Origin of the sequence: Bradyrhizobium sp. LjRoot220, from assembly GCF_964252915.1 — a bacterium.
Lineage (GTDB): Bacteria > Pseudomonadota > Alphaproteobacteria > Rhizobiales > Xanthobacteraceae > Bradyrhizobium.
On sequence record NZ_CAXUPS020000007.1, the window covers coordinates 186,604 to 205,374 of the forward strand.

General features: G+C 63.5%; 18 protein-coding genes. 12 read left to right on the top strand and 6 right to left on the bottom strand.

Translation table 11 applies throughout. The features are described 5' to 3' along the window. On the top strand, positions 1-399 hold the full coding sequence (locus tag ACSQ84_RS26600; RefSeq protein ID WP_436214680.1) for a gamma-glutamylcyclotransferase family protein: 399 nt from the start codon (positions 1-3) through the stop codon (positions 397-399). 139 nt (positions 400-538) lie between these two features. Here the strand turns inward: ACSQ84_RS26600 and ACSQ84_RS26605 are convergent, their stop codons facing one another. Next, positions 539-1,105 (bottom strand): chlorite dismutase family protein, encoded by a 567-nt coding sequence (locus ACSQ84_RS26605; RefSeq protein WP_436214681.1) that lies wholly within the window; start codon positions 1,103-1,105, stop codon positions 539-541. Between the two features lie 265 nt (positions 1,106-1,370). Here ACSQ84_RS26605 and dnaG point away from each other — a divergent pair, with 265 nt between their 5' ends. From dnaG to ACSQ84_RS26625, 4 genes are all read left to right on the top strand, one after another. Continuing rightward, positions 1,371-3,392, top strand: a complete 2,022-nt coding sequence (dnaG, locus tag ACSQ84_RS26610; RefSeq protein WP_436214682.1) for a DNA primase — start codon at positions 1,371-1,373, stop codon at positions 3,390-3,392. A gap of 252 nt (positions 3,393-3,644) precedes the next feature. Continuing rightward, the gene (gene rpoD / locus ACSQ84_RS26615; RefSeq protein ID WP_436214683.1) at positions 3,645-5,777 is read left to right on the top strand and encodes an RNA polymerase sigma factor RpoD; all 2,133 of its coding nucleotides are present in this window, start codon (positions 3,645-3,647) and stop codon (positions 5,775-5,777) included. Positions 5,778-5,824: 47 nt separating this feature from the next. Next, positions 5,825-6,205 (top strand): hypothetical protein, encoded by a 381-nt coding sequence (locus ACSQ84_RS26620; RefSeq protein ID WP_436214684.1) that lies wholly within the window; start codon positions 5,825-5,827, stop codon positions 6,203-6,205. Beyond that, positions 6,202-6,582, top strand: a complete 381-nt coding sequence (locus tag ACSQ84_RS26625; protein ID WP_436214685.1) for a thiol-disulfide oxidoreductase DCC family protein — start codon at positions 6,202-6,204, stop codon at positions 6,580-6,582. The genes ACSQ84_RS26620 and ACSQ84_RS26625 overlap by 4 nt, the downstream gene beginning before the upstream one ends. Positions 6,583-6,774: 192 nt before the next feature. Here ACSQ84_RS26625 and ACSQ84_RS26630 read toward each other — a convergent pair whose 3' ends face one another. From ACSQ84_RS26630 to ACSQ84_RS26640, 3 genes are all read right to left on the bottom strand, one after another. Next, positions 6,775-7,011, bottom strand: coding sequence for a hypothetical protein (locus ACSQ84_RS26630; protein WP_436214686.1), 237 nt, complete (start codon positions 7,009-7,011; stop codon positions 6,775-6,777). Between the two features lie 106 nt (positions 7,012-7,117). Next, complete coding sequence (locus ACSQ84_RS26635) at positions 7,118-8,062, bottom strand: OmpA family protein (protein ID WP_436214687.1); 945 nt, start codon at positions 8,060-8,062, stop codon at positions 7,118-7,120. 101 nt (positions 8,063-8,163) lie between these two features. Beyond that, positions 8,164-9,735, bottom strand: coding sequence for a hypothetical protein (locus tag ACSQ84_RS26640; protein ID WP_436214688.1), 1,572 nt, complete (start codon positions 9,733-9,735; stop codon positions 8,164-8,166). 165 nt (positions 9,736-9,900) lie between these two features. Between ACSQ84_RS26640 and ACSQ84_RS26645 the strand changes: the two genes are divergently transcribed. Together ACSQ84_RS26645 and ACSQ84_RS26650 are read left to right on the top strand one after the other, a co-directional pair. After that, entirely contained in the window at positions 9,901-10,692 is a 792-nt protein-coding gene (locus ACSQ84_RS26645) for a lytic murein transglycosylase (RefSeq protein WP_436214689.1), read from the top strand. Positions 10,693-10,925: 233 nt separating this feature from the next. Next, on the top strand, positions 10,926-11,732 hold the full coding sequence (locus tag ACSQ84_RS26650; RefSeq protein ID WP_436214690.1) for a lytic murein transglycosylase: 807 nt from the start codon (positions 10,926-10,928) through the stop codon (positions 11,730-11,732). On the opposite strand, the gene ACSQ84_RS26655 is transcribed toward ACSQ84_RS26650, so the two are convergent. Both ACSQ84_RS26655 and ACSQ84_RS26660 read right to left on the bottom strand, forming a co-directional pair. Further along, positions 11,714-12,784, bottom strand: coding sequence for an IS481 family transposase (locus tag ACSQ84_RS26655; protein WP_436214691.1), 1,071 nt, complete (start codon positions 12,782-12,784; stop codon positions 11,714-11,716). The two genes, ACSQ84_RS26650 and ACSQ84_RS26655, sit on opposite strands and share 19 nt — an antisense overlap. A 340-nt stretch (positions 12,785-13,124) precedes the next feature. Further along, a complete protein-coding gene (locus ACSQ84_RS26660) occupies positions 13,125-13,973 on the bottom strand; it encodes an SDR family NAD(P)-dependent oxidoreductase (RefSeq protein WP_436214692.1) in 849 nt (282 codons plus the stop codon). Between the two features lie 147 nt (positions 13,974-14,120). Here ACSQ84_RS26660 and ACSQ84_RS26665 point away from each other — a divergent pair, with 147 nt between their 5' ends. The 5 genes from ACSQ84_RS26665 to ACSQ84_RS26685 all read left to right on the top strand — a co-directional run bounded on the left by ACSQ84_RS26665 (position 14,121) and on the right by ACSQ84_RS26685 (position 18,724). Then, positions 14,121-14,516, top strand: a complete 396-nt coding sequence (locus ACSQ84_RS26665) for a response regulator (protein WP_436214693.1) — start codon at positions 14,121-14,123, stop codon at positions 14,514-14,516. Positions 14,517-14,616: 100 nt separating this feature from the next. Further along, positions 14,617-15,501, top strand: coding sequence for a dienelactone hydrolase family protein (locus ACSQ84_RS26670; protein ID WP_436214694.1), 885 nt, complete (start codon positions 14,617-14,619; stop codon positions 15,499-15,501). A 15-nt stretch (positions 15,502-15,516) separates the two neighbouring features. Beyond that, a complete protein-coding gene (locus tag ACSQ84_RS26675) occupies positions 15,517-16,131 on the top strand; it encodes a LysE family translocator (RefSeq protein WP_436214695.1) in 615 nt (204 codons plus the stop codon). 713 nt (positions 16,132-16,844) lie between these two features. Next, on the top strand, positions 16,845-18,062 hold the full coding sequence (locus ACSQ84_RS26680; RefSeq protein ID WP_436214696.1) for a GGDEF domain-containing protein: 1,218 nt from the start codon (positions 16,845-16,847) through the stop codon (positions 18,060-18,062). A 38-nt stretch (positions 18,063-18,100) separates the two neighbouring features. Then, the gene (locus ACSQ84_RS26685) at positions 18,101-18,724 is read left to right on the top strand and encodes a peptidoglycan recognition protein family protein (RefSeq protein ID WP_436214697.1); all 624 of its coding nucleotides are present in this window, start codon (positions 18,101-18,103) and stop codon (positions 18,722-18,724) included. Positions 18,725-18,771 lie beyond the last annotated feature (47 nt).

Below are 18,771 nucleotides of genomic sequence, written 5' to 3' on the forward strand. Positions count from 1 at the left end.
ATGATTTCAGATCGTCTGTTCGTCTACGGCACTCTGATGCGCGGCTTCGACCATCCGATGGCGAAGCTGCTGTCGCGCAGCGCCGATTTCATCGGCGAGGCGCAGTGCCGCGGCCGGCTTTATCTGATCAAGCATTATCCGGGGCTGGTGCTGTCGGATGCGCCTGATGACATCGTGTCCGGCGAATTATACCGACTGCGCGACCGCGATGCGTTGCTCGGCGAGTTCGACATGTACGAGGCCTGCGGCGCCGGCTTTCCGGAACCGACCGAATATCTGCGGCAGATGCTGAACGTCACGCTCGTTGACGGCTCCGCGAGCGAGGCGTGGTCCTACGTCTACAACTGGCCGGTGACCGGCCTGCCGCGGATTGCTTCGGGGAAGTTTTTGGAGGGCTAAAACACACTCCGTCATGCCCGGGCTTGTCCCGGGTATCCACGTCCTTCTTTCTGAGTAGGCCGAAGACGTGGATGGCCGGGTCATCTAGCGCGAAGACGCGCTTCGCGCTTTTGCCCGGCCATGACGAGGCGGAGAAAAATTACCCCGCATCCAGCCGTTCCTGCTCCAGCCGCACATCGACCTCGCGCTCGACATAGGTCCATTCTTCCGTCGCGCGCAGCATCGCGACCAGTTCCTCGAATAGCGCTGAATCAGCCGGGTCGTATTCGAACCAGGTCAGGAAATCGAAGGGCTCGCCGAGGTCGCGGCAGTGGTAGAGCTGCCGGGCGATGGCGGGGAGATATTTCACGGTGGCTTTGATGTGCTGCGACTTGTCCTCGAATATCTTGCGCCGCTCTTCCTGCGTGAGGTCCCACCACGCGGCTTTCTTCTTGATCGGGATCAGCGCCGCGCGGGTCGCCTCCGGCCGGCCAAGCCCGGCCTGCACCGCCACCAGCTGCGTTTTCTCGGCGCGCTCGGTATAGCGCAGATGGCTGGCGACCCCGGCGAGCCGCCACGAGGTCTGCGAGGGCAGGATCGGCAACGCGATCGACGAGGAATGGACGATCGACAGCGCCGACGTCCGCAACAGGCCGACGCCCTTGACCGCGGCCTGCGACACCACCTGCCAGGCCCCGCTTTGCCCGCCTCTGAAGGTCGTGAACATCGGGACATGGAAGCGTGGAACCGGGCGTGGGGCAAGCTATTTGCCGTCCGCCTCTGCCGTCATTCCGGGGCACGCGCAGCGTGAACCCGGAATCTCGAGATTCCGGGTTCGTCCTTCGGACGCCCCGGAATCACGGAGGTGAGGGCTGTGAATAGCGGCGAGAAGCCCAATTCTCTTCGTATTCGAGGCCGCCCTCCCTGTATCCATGGCCGGTTGGCCGACGTGCTAGAATCCGGTCCGGCGACTCAAAGGCCTCAATTCACCCATGCGCTTTACGCCCCAATTCCTCGAAGAGCTGCGCGCCCGGCTTCCGGTCTCCGAAGTCGTGGGGCGGCGCGTCAAGCTGAAGAAGGCAGGACGGGAGTTTAAGGGGCTGTCGCCGTTCCAGCAGGAGAAGTCGCCGTCCTTCACGGTCAACGACCAGAAGGGTTTTTACCACGACTTCTCCTCCGGCAAGCACGGCGACATCATCTCGTTTTTGATGGAGACCGAGGGCGTCGGCTTTACCGAAGCCGTGGAACGCCTCGCCTCGATGGCCGGCATGGCGCTCCCGGCGGTGACACCGGATGCCGCCAGGCACGAGCAGCGCCGCAAGACGCTGTATGATGTGATGGAGCTCGCCGCCAAATTCTTCGCCGACACGCTGGCGTCCCGCAATGGTGCCAAGGCGCGCGGCTATCTCGCCGACCGTGCGATCTCGCCGGCGACGCAGCTGCAGTTTCGGATTGGCTACGCACCCGGCGAGCGTTTTGCGCTGAAGGAATATTTGGGCGCGCAGGGCATCCCGACCGAGGACTTGGTCGAGGCGGGGCTTCTCAACGGCGGCGAAGACATCCCGGTGCCGTACGACAAGTTTCGCGACCGCGTGATGTTTCCGATCACCGATGTGCGTAATCGTGTGATCGCCTTCGGCGGCCGCGCGCTGGAAAAGGATGTCCCCGCCAAGTACATGAATTCGCCGGAAACCCCGCTGTTTCACAAGGGCGACAATCTCTACAACTTAGCGACCGCGCGTCAGGCCACGCATGACGGCGCGCCCTTGATCGTGGTCGAAGGCTATGTCGACGTCATCGCGATGGTGACCACTGGCTTCAAAGCAAGCGTCGCCCCGCTCGGCACCGCGCTGACTGAAAACCAGCTGATGCTGCTGTGGAAGATGGTGGACGAGCCGATCCTCTGTTTCGACGGCGACAAGGCCGGACAGAAAGCCGCGTGGCGCGCGGCGGACCTCGCGCTGCCGCATTTAAAACCCGGCAAGAGCCTTCGCTTCGCGCTGCTGCCCGAGGGGCAGGACCCCGACGACCTCGCGCGCTCCGGCGGCCGCGTGGCAATCGAGGAAGTGATATCAGCCGCGCGCGGGCTTGCTGACATCATCTGGTCGCGCGAGATCGAAGGCGGCACCTTTGCAACGCCGGAGCGGCGCGCGGCGCTGGAGGCGCGGATCGGCGAACTCTCGAACGGCATCCGCGACGAAGTGGTGCGGCGTTATTATCGCCAGGATCTCGCCGAGCGGCTTCGCAACACCTTTGCCCCGGAAGGCGGGCGCGGCGGCTATGGCCGCGGCAATTATCGCGGGCAGGGGGCCGGCGAATCAGGCCGCCGTTTTGCCTCCCGCGCCTCCTTCACCCCGGGCCCTGCCGGCCGGGCGGCCCCCTATGGCGGCCGCGGCCAGGCGGCCTCCGCCAGCCAAACCATCAACCGCGGTCCCTATCAGGCGGCCAGTCCGCAATTGGCCAACAGCCCGATCATGCGCGGCCAACGCAGCGCGATGTCCCGTCGCGAGGCGCTGATTCTGCAGTCCCTGATCAACCACCCGTGGTTATTGCACGACCATCTGGAGGAGGTGGCGGCGCTGGAACTGGCCCATCCGGAGGCCAACAAGCTCCGCGCCGGCATTATTGCGGCCTTCGCCAGCGATCATCACCATTCTCCTGATGTCGAAGAACAGGCCGAGAAAATGCGCGCCGATCTCGAAGCGCGCGGATTTTCACAAGTACTTCAAAGGGTTGGAAGCGCGATCACGACCGGGGCGGTGTGGGGCGTCCAGATCGGCGCCGCCCGGGAGGATGTTCTTTCCACTTGGCAGCAACTCGTTGCCTTGCATCAGAAAACACACGCCTTACTTAGGGAAAAGAAGGATGCCGAGTTGGCCCTGGGCGAGGAACTCAGCGAGGCCAATCTGGCTTGGCTCAAGGACGTCAGCGCCCGGCTGGAGTCGCTGGACGGCACCGAGGCTCTTATTGAGGGTTTTGGCGAGCTTTCGGGCCGGTTCCGACAAAGCGTCTGATTAAGCGTCGGATGAAAAATGATGCGGACGGCTCCGGCCGGAGCCGTTAAAAGACTCGCCAAACCCATGGTTTGGCTGCAAAAACAGGGTTAAGCGAAGCTTAAGGGCCTTAGGGCTAGTTGTACATAACCGGCGAATGGAAATTCGGGGTGGCGACAATCTGCGCCGCCCTTTCCGCGTCGGAGCTGACTTCACTTCAAGGCGGATCGCGGTAGACGCATTCCGCATGAGCGCGTTTCGGGAGCTTGATGAATGGCCACCAAGGCAAAGACGCTGCAGGTTAAGGACAAGGAAAAAGACGACAAGGCAGCGGACGCCCCCGAGAAGGACTCTCCGGACGCGCCGTCGCCGTTGCTCGATCTGTCGGATGCCGCCGTCAAGAAGATGATCAAGCAGGCCAAGAAGCGCGGCTTCGTGACCTTCGATCAGCTCAACGAAGTCTTGCCTTCCGACACCACCTCGCCCGAACAGATCGAAGACATCATGTCGATGCTGTCGGACATGGGCATCAACGTGTCCGAAGCCGAAGAGGCTGATAGCGAGGACGAGAAGGAAGAGGCCGACGACGAGACCGACAACGAGCTTGTCGAGGTTACGCAGAAGGCCGTCACTGAGGTCAAGAAATCCGAGCCCGGCGAGCGCACCGACGATCCCGTCCGTATGTATCTGCGCGAGATGGGCACGGTCGAGCTGCTGTCGCGCGAGGGCGAGATCGCGATTGCCAAGCGCATCGAGGCCGGCCGCGAAGCGATGATCGCGGGGCTGTGCGAAAGCCCGCTGACCTTCCAGGCCATCATCATCTGGCGCGACGAGCTCAACGAAGGAAAGATCTTCCTTCGCGACATCATCGATCTCGAAGCGACTTATGCCGGCCCCGACGCCAAGAACAACATGAACCCGGCGATGATCGCAGGTCCCGTCGGTGCGGACGGCCAGCCCGCTGCTGCCGCCAACGGCAATGGCGCCGCCCCTTCGCATGTGGCGCCTCCGGCCGCCCCGCCGTCGGCGACGCCGTTCCGCGCCGCGCCTGCGGCTGCGCCCGCCGGCGACACCGAGGAGAAGGATCCCGCTGAAGCCGCCGCCGAAGGCGACATGGACGACGACGAGTTCGAAAACCAGATGTCGCTCGCCGCCATCGAGGCCGAGCTGAAGCCGAAGGTGGTGGAGACCTTCGACAAGATCGCCTCCGAGTACAAGAAGCTGCGCCGCCTGCAGGAGCAGGACATCGCCAACCAGCTGCAGAGCGAGACGCTGTCGCCTTCGCAGGAGCGCAAATACAAGAAGCTGAAGGACGAAATCATCGTCGAGGTGAAGTCGCTGCGGCTCAACCAGGCCCGTATCGATTCGCTGGTCGAGCAGCTCTACGACATCAACAAGCGCCTGGTCTCGTTCGAAGGCCGCCTGCTGCGCCTCGGCGACAGCCACGGCGTCGCGCGCGAGGATTTTCTGCGCAACTATCAGGGCTCGGAGCTCGATCCGCGCTGGCTCAACCGTGTCTCGAAACTGTCCGCCAAAGGCTGGAAGAATTTCGTCCATCACGAGAAAGATCGCATCAAGGATCTGCGCCACGAGATCCAGTCGCTGGCCGCCTTGACCGGGCTCGAGATCGGCGAATTCCGCAAGATCGTGCACGGCGTGCAGAAGGGCGAGCGCGAAGCCCGTCAGGCCAAGAAGGAAATGGTCGAGGCCAATTTGCGTCTCGTGATTTCGATCGCCAAGAAATACACCAACCGCGGCCTGCAATTCCTCGACCTGATCCAGGAAGGCAATATCGGCCTGATGAAGGCGGTCGATAAGTTCGAGTATCGCCGCGGCTACAAGTTCTCGACCTATGCGACATGGTGGATCCGGCAGGCGATCACGCGAAGCATTGCGGATCAAGCGCGCACCATCCGCATTCCCGTGCACATGATCGAGACCATCAACAAGATCGTGCGCACCTCGCGCCAGATGCTGAACGAGATCGGCCGCGAACCGACCCCGGAAGAGCTCGCCGAAAAGCTAGGCATGCCCCTGGAGAAAGTTCGAAAAGTTCTCAAGATCGCCAAAGAGCCGCTCTCGCTCGAGACTCCGGTGGGCGACGAGGAAGATTCGCACCTCGGCGATTTCATCGAGGACAAGAACGCGATCCTGCCGATCGACGCCGCGATCCAGTCCAACCTGCGCGAAACCACCACGCGCGTGCTGGCCTCACTGACGCCGCGCGAAGAGCGCGTGCTCCGCATGCGCTTTGGCATCGGCATGAACACCGACCACACGCTGGAAGAAGTTGGCCAGCAGTTCTCGGTGACCCGCGAACGTATTCGCCAGATCGAGGCGAAGGCGCTCCGCAAGCTGAAGCATCCGTCGCGCTCGCGGAAGCTGCGGAGCTTCCTCGACAACTGATCTCAATTGTCATGCCCGGGCTTGACCCGGGCATCCATCGAGAGGCGATGGCCATGCCAATTTTCTGGCACATGTTTTCCCGAATGGCGGCCCTCGTGGCCGCCATTCTCATATGCGCCGCTGTTGCGCCCGCAACCGCACAGCCCGCAAAACGCAGCGGCGCCGGCCCCTGCCGTCAGGCCGCGCTGTCGATCATATCGATGCTGGATGCGAAGGAAGACAACACGCCGGATTACCGCCACGCCTATGACGGCCTCATCAAGACCTGTGGGCCCGCAGGGATGCCCTCCGCGCAGCCGCCATCCGCTCGGGCAGAATGCGGAAAACTGGCGCTGGCCGTGCTCGATGCCATCGAAGAGAACAAGATCAACGCGCAAGGCTTCGTCCACGCCCGCACCCGCTTCGCGCTGAGCTGCGCGCCGCGATGAGCGGGCAACGCCTCGTCGTCTGGTACAACACGCGCTGCCCGGTCTGCGACGCCGGCATCGACTGGCAACGCAACAAGCTGCTATCAGCCGTCCGCGCCGGCGACATTGAATTCAGGGACATCAATGAGCAACCGGACGCGCTGGCGCACTATGGCGTGTCGCTCAATGACGTGCGCCGCCGCCTGCATGCGACCGACGAGACCGGCCGCCTGATCGTCGGCGCCGACGTCGCGATCGCAATCTGGCGGTTAACAAAAGGCGAGGGCTGGCTCGCGTCGCTGTTCGGCAACCGAGCGATGTTGCCGCTGACGCGTTTTGCCTATGACCGTTTTGCGGATGTGCTGTTCGCGTGGAACAGGCGGAAGGGCCGTTGGTGAGGGGTGCCGATATCGAATTGAACTGCGCCCGCAACGGTGGTGCGCTCCCTCTCCCGCTTGCGGGGGAGGGCGGGGTGGGGGTCTCTCCGCGAGTCAGAATCTTCGTGAGGAGAGAGCCTCCACCCGGATCGCATCTTCGATGCGATCCGACCTCCCCCGCAAGCGGGAGAGGTGCATCGAGCCTGCCGCCCGCTACTTCTTCTTCGCCCCAACCCGGCTGATGCTCTTGATCGCCAGCGGCGTGCGGCCGGATTTCGCGGCGATTTCGCGGTCCTGCTCCAGGATAAAGGCCCGCGCCGGCTCGTCGCCGTCGAGCCCGCCAAGCAGTTCGGCAGGCACGCGCCGGTTGGAGCGCTGCGAGTCGTCCTCATAAACGACATTGAAGAAGGCAAACTCGCCTTTGGGATTGGTCCCGGGTTTCTTGGCCATGCGGGCTTGTGATCGATAAGGGCGGCGCTGTCAAAGCAAAATAGCGGGCAAATACGGACCGCGGCTTTGCGTGAAATCTCAGGGTTTGTTCCCGTCAGACCACCCCCTACGGCGCCACCAACTCCACCCGCCGATTCAACGCCCGTCCGGCCTCGCTCGCATTCGACCCCACCGGCGCCAGATGCGCGACGCCCGCGGTGCGTAGCCGCGGTGCGCCGATGTGATAGGTCTTCACCAGCTCTTCGGCGATCGCCTCGGCGCGGCGGCGCGAGAGGTCGAGGTTGTAGGTGTAGGGGCCCTGGCTGTCGGTGTGGCCGACGATGAAGACGCTGAGAGCCACCTGCGAGACCAAAAGTTTCGCGATCTGTTCGAGGGTGGGGCGGCTTTCGGGCCTGATCACCGCCTTGTCGGTGTCGAAGTAGATGCCGTAGAGCGCGATGCGGCCGGCGTCGCGCAGGCCCTTTTCCATCGCTGACGCATCCACCATCTTGTTCTCGATCGCGCCGATCTCGGCGATCGTGAGCTGCGCGTAGATCTCGCGGTTGTTCTCGCTGACGAGAACGCTGGCATAGGTCTCGCGTCCGTTCTCGCTCTTGCGCGCGGCATGGTAATGATAGTTGAAGCCATCCACCCACATCTGCGGGATCGGCAGCGCCTCGATCGCCTCGGTGAAGGGAATGCCGCCGCAGGCGTCGGTGTCGCAGCTCAGCAGCGGCTCGAATCCGGCCTTTGTCAGCTGCGTCTCGAAATTGCGCGACACTTCCACGATCGAGGGGCCGGCGCCCGTGCGATAGGCGATGCGGGTGATGCGGCCTTCGAGCCGGGGCGTTGCTGATGGCTTGCCGTCCTTGAAAACAGCCGCCTGCATCCGCGCGGTGTCGAAATTCTTGACCTGATGGCCGGAGATCACGCTGCCCGCAAAACGGCCGATGCCGGGAAAATCCTTTCCGCCCGGCACGTCGCGGGTCTGCGCAAGGGCGCCGGCCGGTGCAAAGAAGGAAAGGGCTGTGATGATCAGGAGCGGCTTGATGATCGCGCACGGAAGGTTCATTCGAAAAATCTCTATGCTTTCAGGGAAGCTTACCGGCCAAGTGGCTTCGCCGCAACGCTCGAAGCGATCAGGCGGACGCGTGGCCAGCGTCGCGAACAAATTCAATCGCATGCCGGATTTTCGGCATCCGCGACCGTGAGGAAAGTGATCGTGGCCGGTCCGATCTCAACCGGGCCGGGCGGTGATCTCAGCGCGGCAAGCCGCGGAAGATCGTCATTTGGATCGAGCTCCAAAGCCGTTCCATTCAACTTCACATCGGCGCTCTGCAGTTCGTCCGCCGACAGCGTGTAGCGCTCGCTGGTCGCGGGCAATCGCAAGGTTGCGACGTTGGTTCGGTCCGTGTTGACCGCCAGCAGTGTGACAGCCCCCCGCACGCCTCGCCGGCAATGGGCGTAGAGGTGCATCCCGTTGTGTACGCCGGCGTCGAGAACAATCGTGCCCATCAGCCTGCGCCAAAGCAGCGCCGCCCAATAGTTTGGCCGCGGCCGCAACGTCGTCTCGTCGAGCAGGCCGTAATCGCTTGCGGCCAGCGTGTTGTGCGCGACCATTTGGACGCCGGCTCTGGCAAGCCGGCCAAGCTGATCGAGATATCGAAACGTATCGAGGAACGTGGAAGCCCAGGGATTGCCGCCGCAGGCGGCCTCGGCGGTTTCGGTAAGCCATATCGGCTTGCCCGGCGCAAACTCGTCCCTGAGCGACCGGTAATACGCCAGCGTTCGGTCCGTGCTCGCCAGCCACGCTTCGGAAAGGGCAGCCTCGGGCGTGATTTGGCCCGGATTGCCGGAGCATCTTTGCGAGAGCGCGCCGTAGTGATGATAGGAAAACGCGTCGATGCCGGGGCCGGACGCCGCAAGCAGGTCGCGCGTACTGATGAAATCGGAGCTCGACAGCCTGGCCGTTGTCTCGCCGATCGAACCGGGACCCAGAACGATCGCATCCGGTTCGGTTGCCCTGATGAATGCAACAAAGGCGTTGAAGTCCCGCCCGTAAGCCGCCGCGTCGTATCCTTGCGGAGCACCGCCCATCGCGGCCAGCGTCGGCTCATTCATGAACTCGGCGGCGACAATTCTGCCGCCGACGGATCTGGTATAGGCAAAGAGGTGGCGAGCCTGATCGCTCTGCCAGCGACCTGCGGTGTCGCGAACACCGGGGCTTGTGGCCATCGAGGTGACGATTTCGGCGCCGACCGCGCCGGCAAAGTCGATGACGCTTTTCCAGCGTTCGCGGCTGAGCACCGCGCTGAAGCCGCCGGGCGGCGTGGAGGGCGCCTCATCGCTTTCGGCAAAGTAGGTGCTGTTGGCCCAGGTGCCGCTGACGCGCAGGTAGGCTGGAGCCAGAGCGGCAGCCAATCGACGCAGTCGGGGGTTCGACAGGTCGGTCGGCGCTCGATCGGCGTGGAGATCGGGATTCGTCGAGGCAGGCGTCCTGTAAGGTTTCCAGAAGCGTCCGCCGGTGACCTCGACCATCTCGACGTTATACGATTGAAAACGCGCGTCGATGCTGCCGAGGCGGGGCAGTCGTGAAGGGTCTACGGAAGCGGTTGCCACCTGCGCGGCGGTCTTCCCGCTTCCCACCAGCGCGGCGATTGCGAGCGCGGCAATTGCTGGCGCGCCGATTCCTAGAGCGGCGCTTGCAATTCCGATACCGACCTTGAAGCCACTGGACCTGGTCATGGTCTGTCCCTGGATGCCGGCAGATCAGCCGCTTCTAAATTAGCCGCAATCATGGCCGTATTCGGGGGGATTCGACCCGAGCATCTGCCGCAACCCTCGAAGCGCGGCCAAGGACGTGCTAGAAGCCGATGCTCATTTGCAGCGCTCTCTCAGGAATGGCTTTCCATGCTCCGCATCGCATTTGCTTTCAGCACCGCCCTGGCAATTTTCGCAGGCTTCGCGTCTCATGCCAACGCCGCGCAGTGCGGCAACTCCGCCGCCGGTTTCGAGGCGTGGAAGCAGTCGTTCGCCGGCGAGGCGCGGGCCAAGGGCATCAGCGCCGCGACCATCCAGGCCCTGATGGCGACGAACTACGCGCAGGCAACCATCAATGCCGATCGCGGCCAGCGCAGCTTTCAGCTGACGCTCGATCAGTTTCTCGCCAAGCGCGGCGCCACCACCATCGTCGCCAAGGGGCGTCAATTGAGGAAATCGCAGGCTGCGCTGTTCTCCTCCATCGAGCAGCGTTACGGCGTGCCGCCGGGCCCGCTGCTCGCGATCTGGGGCATGGAGACCGGTTTTGGCGCGGTGCGCGGCAATCAGAACATGCTGTCGTCGATCGCGACGCTGGCCTATGACTGCCGGCGCACCGCTTATTTCACCGAGCACCTTTACGCGGCGCTGCAATTGATCGATCGCGGCGTGCTCTCGCCGAACCAGCGCGGCTCCATGCACGGCGAGGTCGGCCAGACCCAGTTCATGCCCAAGGCCATCCTCGCTTACGGCACCGGCAATCTGGAAAATTCCGCCAACGCGCTCAGCTCGGCCGCGAATTTCCTCAAAGCCCATGGCTGGCGTCCGGGCGCCGGCTACCAGCCCGGCGAGCCCAACTTCGCCGCCATCCAGGCCTGGAACGCCGCCGGCGTCTACCAAAAGGCGATTGCGCTGATGGGCCGCCAGATCGATGGCGGCGAGTGAGGGCGTAGTGTGCGCTACAACAAAGCTGTCGTCCCGGGCTTGACCCGGGACCCATACGCCGCGGCCTCTCGGTGAGAGCGCTGGCGTTAGAGACCTTCGATAATAATGCGGGCCGCGGCGTATGGGTCCCTGCGTTCGCAGGGACGACGAAGGTTCGCAGGGACGACGAAAATTAGCTCCACACCTCTTTCTCATGGCATGATCAACACAACCTGAACGTTTAAGGGATTCGCATGCTCAAGCTTTGTTTGGCCGTTTTGCTCGGCGCCGTTATTGCCGTAAGCCCCGCTCATGCCGCCCGCTGTGGCGGCGATTTCAACGCTTTCGTGGCGGCGATCTCGCAGGAGGCCGCGGCCGCCGGCGTTTCGCAGGGCGTGATTTCGCAGGCGCTGTCCGGTGTAACGCAGGATCCGGCGGTGCTGGCGTTCGACCGCCGCCAGCGCGGCACCTTCAACAAGACGTTCGAGCACTATGTCTCGACCCGTGTCGGCCCGGGCCGGATCAAGATGGGGCGGCAGATGCTGCAGAAGCACGCCTCGCTGCTGTCGCGGGTCGAGAAGCAGTACGGCGTGCCGCCGGAGATCCTCGTCGCGATATGGGGACTGGAATCCGATTTCGGCAAGGGCGACGTCGGCAAGATGCCCGTTGTCCGCACGCTCGCCACCATGGCGCATGATTGCCGCCGCACCGAACTGTTCCAGGGCGAACTGATCGCCGCGCTGAAGATCGTGCAACGCGGCGACCTGCCGCTGCGCGACCTGATCGGCGCCTTTGCCGGGGAGATCGGCCAGACGCAATTCCTGCCGTCGTCCTACATCAAATACGGCGTCGATTTCGACGGCAACGGCCATGTCGATCTGCGCCACAGTGTCCCCGACGTGCTGGCCTCCACCGCCAATTTGCTGCACGTCTCCGGCTTCAAGAACGGCGCGCCCTACAGCGAAGGCACGCCGAATTTCGAAGCGATGCGCGAGTGGAACAGGGCGACGATCTATCGCAAGACCATCGGGTATTTCGCGGATCAATTGGTGGGGCGGTGAGTCTCGTCGTGTCTGACTGCCGCCACCTGCGTTGACCTCATCCTGAGAGCGCCCCCTTGCGCGTCTCGAAGGAAGCGAAGGCGTGTTTGCAAATCATTCGTCGTCCCTGCGAACGTGTTCGGTCCCGGGGGATTGGCAAGCGCCTGGATCGGCGCCTGGTAGCCGAGGCATTTCAGGCGGGTTCGATTATAGTCGTGGACGAACTTGCTGAGGAAGGCGTCGCGATCGGCGTGGCAGGTGAAGGTGCGGCGAGCACTGCCGCGTTTGTCCTCGCGACCGATGGCTTCGGCAATGCGCCGGTTGAAGCGTTCGACCAGGCCGTTGGTCTGCGGATGATAAGGCTTAGTCAGGCGGTGTTCGATGCCGTGCCACTTACAGAGGCGATCAAAAGGATGGTTGCCGGAAGGCCGGCCGGGCGGCTTGTTCTTCATGTCGACGGCGAAGCGGTCGGTGAACTCGGCGCCGTTGTCGGTCAGAATGGTATGAACCTCGTGCGGGAAGTGGGCCAGGAAGCGCTTGAGGAAGGCCGCGGCCGTCTCGCCATCCCGTCTGGAATGGATCTCGACATAGACGTAGCGGGTGGCGCGATCGATCGCGACAAAGGCATAGCTCTTGTGGCGCTGCAGGGCCGGCAGATGCTTCAGGTCGATGTGGATGAAGCCAATACCGGTGGTTTCGAAGATGCCGGGTTTTGGCTTGTCAGGCTTGGAGCGTGCGCTGATGTCGTGGCGCTGCAGGCAACGGTGGATGGCGCTGCGGGACAGCTTTGCGTTGACGCATCGTCGCATCACCTCGACGATGTCGTCGAGCGGCAATTGCAGCGATATCCGCAGTTCACAGATCAGCCGCTCTTCGATCGCCGTCAGGCTGGTCTGCAGGGCTTTTGGCGTATGCGGCCGGTCCGCCACGGTGCTTCGGCCGCGCCAACGCCGGATTGTGGTCTCGCTGACCCCGAGTTCAGCCGCCAATTCAGCGACCGACCTCCTGCTCCGCTGGATGTAGGCTCGCGTCTTCGGCGTAGTCGTAGCATTCGCGTGCAGGCTCAGTTCCATGACACGAGGCGCTCCCTGACAAAGGCCACACCTCGTTCTACACCGATTCCATCCAACCAATCAGCCGGGACCAAACACGAACGCAGGGACCCATACGCCGCGGCCCATCGGTGAGATCGCCGGCGTTAGTGACCTTCTGCAACAACAACTGCCGCGGAGTATGTTTGTAAATTTTTCGTCGTCCCTGCGAACGCAGGGACCCATACGCCGTGGTCCATCGGTGAGATCGCCGGCGTTAGTGACCTTCTTCAAACAACGACTGCCGCGGAGTATGGGTCCCCCGATGCGCAATTGCGCATCTGAGCTCAAGGCCGGGACGACACCGAATGTATGGCAAGGCCTACGAAAGCTTCCCCGTGTTCATCGCCTTCTCCAGCCGCTTGGCCAGCACCGGCCAATAGGTCGCCGGCCGGAAACGCTGCAAGAGATCCATGAACCGCGCGTCGTTGCCGATCAAGATCCGCGGCTGGTTTTTCTCGATGCCGAGGATGATGCGCTGTGCGGCCGCGGCCGGCGTCGTCTTCGCCACCGCATCGAAGCGGTCGATCGATTGGGCGCGGCGGGTGTTGTCGGTGATGCCGGTGCCGGTGCGCGAGTTGCGCACGATGTTGGTCGCGACGCCGCCGGGATGCACCACCGACAACCGCACCGGGCTGTTCGCCATCGCCAACTCATGCCGCAGGCTTTCCGAAAAGCCGCGCACCGCGAATTTAGCCGCGCAGTAGGCGGCCTGGCCGGGCGGCGCGATGATGCCGAAGATCGAAGAGAGATTGACGATATGCGCTTCCCGCTGCTTTGCCAAAATCGGCAGGAACGCGCGCGTGCCATGCACCACGCCCCAGAAATTGATGTTGAACAGCCACTCCATCTGCGCCTGCTCGATCTCGTGGAACTGGCCCAGCAACGCGACGCCGGCGTTGTTGATGACGATGTTGAGCGTTGGATGCGCGGCAATGGCGGCTTCAGCGAACGCCGCGATCTGCGCCGGTTCGCCGATATCGACGCGATGGGTGCTGACCTTGCGTTGGCTCGCCTTCGCGATCTCGGCGGCGACCTGCTGCAATCCCGCCTCGTCGCGGTCGGCCAGCGCGAGGTCGCAGCCGCGCGCGGCCAATTCCAGCGCCAGCGCGCGTCCGATGCCGCTGGCAGCCCCGGTCACGGCGGCGGCCGATCCGTTGATGGCGGTCATGCGAGGTCAGCTCCAGCGGATGAAAGAAACGGCAGGATGGCGTTGCGTACGGGTTCCGATATCTTTCGCAAATTGGAACTGAACCATAAAGCGGTTTCGTGCCTTAACCCGCTTAAGATTGATGAATGCCCGTTCAGGGAGGGGCTTATGGGACAATCAAAACCCATTCGTGCGACCGCACTCGTTGTTGAAGACGATCCGATGCAGCGGGAAATGATCTGCCTGTTGCTGGAGGAAAGCGAAATGGACGTGATCGAATGCGAAAGCGGGGAGGCCGCCGAGATCGTGCTGGAGCAGGCCGGCGCCAGCCTGGTGATGCTGATGACCGACGTCCAGCTCGCCGGTCACATGAATGGCGTGGAGCTCGCCCATGTCGCCAAGAGATTCAATCCCGATATGGACGTGATCGTCACCTCGGGCATTCCGCTGCGGCAGGCGTTGCCGGATGGCACGATCTTCTGGCGAAAGCCCTGGGCGCCGCTCGATGTGATCCGCGAGGCGGAAAAGATGTCGCTGGCCTGGAGCAGGATGGGCGAGGCGTAGGGGTAGCCGCGCCGGAGTCCGGCGTCACCAGTACGGCTTCGTGATCCCAGGGTTCGCGGGCGCTGCTTCCGCAACCGGCCGCGCCATGATATGGCCGGCCATGTCCCGCCTGTCGCCGCAACTCGTTGATACTGCGCTCGCTGTCTGCGCTGCCGCGACCGCGGCCTCGGCGCAAACGGCGGTGAATTTCAACTCGCTCGACGGTACGACGAAACTGACCGCGCACCTCAGCCGTCCCGAAGGCGACCTGCCGCGGCCGGCGGTGGTGCTGATGCATGGATGCTCGGGCTTGCTCGACGGCAAGGGGCGCATCCTCGGTCTCTATCGCGCGTGGCAACGGGCGCTGGTCGTGCAGGGCTATGTCACACTGACGGTCGACAGCACCGCCTCGCGCGGGCTGGGTCAGACCTGCACGTGGGGTCCGGATGCAATCACGATGTGGCGCGACCGCCCGAAGGACGCCTATGCTGCCCTGCAATACCTGCAGGCCCAATCCTTCGTGCAGGCCGATCGCGTGGCGTTGGCGGGCTGGTCGCAGGGCGGCGGGGTCGCGCTCCTGACCATCAACGACAAGAGCACCGGCCGGCCGGCTGATCTCGCGCGCGACTTCAAGGCCGCGGTGTCGTTCTATCCGGGCGCCTGCGCCGAACAGTTCCAGTCGAAGCCGTTTACAGAGGTCGAGCCGAACGGTTGGACAACCAAGGTGCCGTTGCTGGTGCTGATTGGAGAGGCCGACGTCTGGACGCCGTTCAAACCGTGCGGCGAATTCATTGCAGCTGCGAAGGCGCGCGGCAATCCGGTTGAACTGAAGAGTTATCCGTCGGCGGTGCATGCCTTCGATGCGCCGGACCTGCCCCGCACCGAACTGCCGGCCTATCGCATGCGCGACGGCCAGATCCCGGTGATCGGCACCGACCGCGAGGCCCGCGCCGATGCCTTTGTCCGCGTGCTGGAGTTCATGAAACGCCAACTGGAATCGAACTGACGGGGATCATTGCCGATGACGCTCGCCTTCCTGCTGACCTCGCTGATCGTGGTCGCATCGCCCGGCACCGGCGTGCTCTACACGCTTGCGGTGGCGCTGACGCAAGGTGCGAAGGCGTCGATCGCGGCCGCCTTCGGTTGCACGCTCGGGATCGTGCCGCACATGGTCGCCGCGATGCTTGGGCTGGCCGCCTTGCTGCACACCAGCGCGCTGGCGTTCGCTGCGTTGAAATGGTGCGGCGTGATCTACCTGCTCTATATGGCCTGGCAGGCGCTGCGCGAGACCGGCGCATTGTCGATCGAGCCGCGCCCGGCGGCGGCGCGATCGAGCCGGCGGGTGATCGTGACCGGATTTCTGATCAACATCCTGAACCCGAAGCTCTCGATCTTTTTCCTCGCGTTCCTGCCACAGTTCATCACCATCGACGAGGCGCATCCTTTGGCGCGGATGCTGGAATTGAGCGGGGCGTTCATGGCGATGACGTTTGCGGTGTTCGCCGTCTACGGCCTGTTCGCGGCCGGCATCCGCGACCGCGTCATCACCCGGCCCAAGGTGATGACCTGGCTGCGCCGCAGCTTCGCGGCGGGATTTGCCGCGCTGGGCGCGAAGCTGGCGTTTGCGGAGCGGTAGACTGCATAAGGACTCAGGGCACAAAAAACGGGCCCTGAGGCCCGCTGCTTTCGAAAACCGGTCGCCTGAAATTGCGAGGCTTGCTGTTGGGGAGGCTTGCTGTTGGGGAGGCTTGCTGTTGGGGAGGCTTGATGCTGGAGCCTTGAAATTGGAAGGCTTGAGATTGGAAGCCCGGGTGGAACTGAGCGCCCCACCCGGGCCGAAATTCACTTCTTCGACTTCTTGGCCTTCTTGACCTTCTTCGCCTTTTTCGCCTTCTTCGCTTTCTTAGCCATAGTAAATCCTCTCAAGGTTTTAATGGATTGAAACGCGACTCCGAGGCATGCTTGGCGGAGGGCCAACCTCGCAACATCCTCGATTGCAATTGCAACAGATTCGCGGCGTGCTGCCGCGTGCTGTCACGTTGCCGTCATCACGTTATCCACAGCTGTTATGCGCTCTGGTGCGTTTTTCCGCCAAAATGCCATGCGCGATGCCGATCGCGCCGCGCGTGTCATGCTTAACGTTGCCCCAACGCGCGCGCTCTTCATCAATTTAAAACCACGGCGTCGATTAGCCGGCCACGGTGAGGGTCCGTTAAGCGACGCGGGTGCACCTTGTCCGTAAGACAACGGGGATTGTCGATTGGGGAAACGCCCCGGGGGCGAAAGCCTTGAGCGATTACTCGGGCGATTGAACAGGGGAGACGGGAGCGCAAGCGTCCCGGACACGCAATGCTGAGCGTTCCGACGCTGTGGACGGTGTTCATCATCAATTTTCTCGCGCTGGGCCTGATCTGGGCCTACGTGATCCGCAGCTATCCGTCGTTCTATGCCGCACGATACTGGACGGCCTCTTCATTCGTGGCGGCGGCGGGTGCGGCCGTTGCGATGCTGCGCGTGGTAACGGACTCGCTGGTGCCGCTGCTCGGCGCGGGTACCGCAATGATTTTCGCCCTCTGTCTGGCCGCGATGGGCGTCCAGAAATTCTTCGAAAAGCCGGTTTCGTGGCGCGCCACCTGGCTGGTCATGGGGCTGAGCTTCGCCGGCCTTTGCTTTTTCATGTTCGCCTATGACAGCGCGCCGGCGCGCATCACCATCTTCACCATCGCCCAGGTTCTCCCGCTGGCACTGAGCATAAAGCTGCTGCTGACCCCGCATCAGGGCCGCGTCAATCCGGGCGCGCGGCTGGCCGCGATCATCGCCAGCCTCATCATCGCCATCTATGGCATCCGGCTGGTCGGCGGCATCGCAGGCGGCGTCACCTACATGCATTTCAGCCCGGTGCAATCGGTTGTGATTCTGGTGATGGTATTTCTGTCGATGGCTCTGAATTTCGGCTTCCTGCTGATGGCGATGGACCATCTGCGCAGCGAGGTTGCCGATCTGGCGCTGCTCGACGACCTCACCGGCGTCGGCAACCGTCGCCACCTGGTGCAACGTCTGACCGAGGAATGCGCCCGCTCTGAACGCAGCAACCAGCCCTTCGCACTGCTGGTGATCGACCTCGACGGCTTCAAGGGCATCAACGATACCTACGGCCACGCCGCCGGCGACGCCTGCCTGCAGCATTTCACCCTGATGGCGCAAACCCGCCTGCGCCCCGGCGACATGCTGGCGCGGTCCGGCGGCGACGAGTTCTGCATCGTGCTGCCGTCCTCGACCTTGCGCGAGGGCGCGATGATCGCGCGCCGGGTACTCGAAGTATGCCGCGCCGATGCCGAGCAATGCATGGGCAACGATATTCCGATCTCGGTCTCGATCGGCGTCGCACAGTGGACCCGGGAGATGGGGGCGTTCCCCGACCGCCTGATCGCGGCGGCCGACCACGCGCTCTATGACGCCAAGCGGGGCGGCCGGAATTGTCTTGCGACCTACGAGCCCGCGCCGCCGCTGGCGCCCGGGATCGAAATATCCCTGCCCGCGGATGCGAGCCTGCGCAAGCGCGCCTGAAGCATGTTATTCAGGGGGCGTCACGGGAATTCCTGCGCATGAACCTCCGCCGCCTTGCGATCGCGCTCTGCGTCATCGCGTTCGCACTGCCCGCTGCTGCGCAAACACCCGACCTCGCCACCATCGCGCGATCGTCCGGCACGCCCGAGATTCCCGGCTTGAAGATGGTCTGGCTGGCGCCATGGGGCGACGTTGCAAAGGCGCATCCCTGGCGAAACATCATCGTGCACCAGACCGAAGGCCCGGCCGGCTCGGCCCGCGGCGGTGCGCAGGCGCAATCCAAAAATCCGACGCGGCGCGGCGTCATGGTCTGGGTCGAAACCGACGGCACCGTGTACTGGGCGGTGCCGGAACATCTGGTGCCGACCCATGGCGACGGCGGCAACCGCAACGACAACAAATACATCGACAACCGTCCGACCTTTCGTCAGGTGGTCGGCAGCAATTCGGTCGGCGTGGAATTCGCCGGCAATTTTCCCGACGTGACGCGCGGCCCTACCGAGGCGCAAGTGGCGGCGTGGCGCATCCTGGTCAAGGTGCTGCGCGCGCGTTACGGCATCCCGCTGGATCGGGTCTATGCGCATAACTGGATCGACTTCAAGGACGCCCGCTATTGCGAAGGCTGCGAGCTTGCGAAACTGGCGCGGGAGTGGGGCGAGTAAACTCTCAGTCTCGGCGCGCCTGCACAGAGGAGCCTCACTGTCATCGT

What these genes read in the sequence shown, in the direction of transcription:
- ACSQ84_RS26600 (WP_436214680.1), top strand. Translation starts at nt 1, where the DNA reads ATGATTTCAGATCGTCTGTTCGTCTACGGCACTCTGATGCGCGGCTTC.
- ACSQ84_RS26605 (WP_436214681.1), bottom strand. Translation starts at nt 1,105, where the DNA reads ATGTTCACGACCTTCAGAGGCGGGCAAAGCGGGGCCTGGCAGGTGGTG.
- dnaG (WP_436214682.1), top strand. Translation starts at nt 1,371, where the DNA reads ATGCGCTTTACGCCCCAATTCCTCGAAGAGCTGCGCGCCCGGCTTCCG.
- rpoD (WP_436214683.1), top strand. Translation starts at nt 3,645, where the DNA reads ATGGCCACCAAGGCAAAGACGCTGCAGGTTAAGGACAAGGAAAAAGAC.
- ACSQ84_RS26620 (WP_436214684.1), top strand. Translation starts at nt 5,825, where the DNA reads ATGGCCATGCCAATTTTCTGGCACATGTTTTCCCGAATGGCGGCCCTC.
- ACSQ84_RS26625 (WP_436214685.1), top strand. Translation starts at nt 6,202, where the DNA reads ATGAGCGGGCAACGCCTCGTCGTCTGGTACAACACGCGCTGCCCGGTC.
- ACSQ84_RS26630 (WP_436214686.1), bottom strand. Translation starts at nt 7,011, where the DNA reads ATGGCCAAGAAACCCGGGACCAATCCCAAAGGCGAGTTTGCCTTCTTC.
- ACSQ84_RS26635 (WP_436214687.1), bottom strand. Translation starts at nt 8,062, where the DNA reads ATGAACCTTCCGTGCGCGATCATCAAGCCGCTCCTGATCATCACAGCC.
- ACSQ84_RS26640 (WP_436214688.1), bottom strand. Translation starts at nt 9,735, where the DNA reads ATGACCAGGTCCAGTGGCTTCAAGGTCGGTATCGGAATTGCAAGCGCC.
- ACSQ84_RS26645 (WP_436214689.1), top strand. Translation starts at nt 9,901, where the DNA reads ATGCTCCGCATCGCATTTGCTTTCAGCACCGCCCTGGCAATTTTCGCA.
- ACSQ84_RS26650 (WP_436214690.1), top strand. Translation starts at nt 10,926, where the DNA reads ATGCTCAAGCTTTGTTTGGCCGTTTTGCTCGGCGCCGTTATTGCCGTA.
- ACSQ84_RS26655 (WP_436214691.1), bottom strand. Translation starts at nt 12,784, where the DNA reads ATGGAACTGAGCCTGCACGCGAATGCTACGACTACGCCGAAGACGCGA.
- ACSQ84_RS26660 (WP_436214692.1), bottom strand. Translation starts at nt 13,973, where the DNA reads ATGACCGCCATCAACGGATCGGCCGCCGCCGTGACCGGGGCTGCCAGC.
- ACSQ84_RS26665 (WP_436214693.1), top strand. Translation starts at nt 14,121, where the DNA reads ATGGGACAATCAAAACCCATTCGTGCGACCGCACTCGTTGTTGAAGAC.
- ACSQ84_RS26670 (WP_436214694.1), top strand. Translation starts at nt 14,617, where the DNA reads ATGTCCCGCCTGTCGCCGCAACTCGTTGATACTGCGCTCGCTGTCTGC.
- ACSQ84_RS26675 (WP_436214695.1), top strand. Translation starts at nt 15,517, where the DNA reads ATGACGCTCGCCTTCCTGCTGACCTCGCTGATCGTGGTCGCATCGCCC.
- ACSQ84_RS26680 (WP_436214696.1), top strand. Translation starts at nt 16,845, where the DNA reads ATGCTGAGCGTTCCGACGCTGTGGACGGTGTTCATCATCAATTTTCTC.
- ACSQ84_RS26685 (WP_436214697.1), top strand. Translation starts at nt 18,101, where the DNA reads ATGAACCTCCGCCGCCTTGCGATCGCGCTCTGCGTCATCGCGTTCGCA.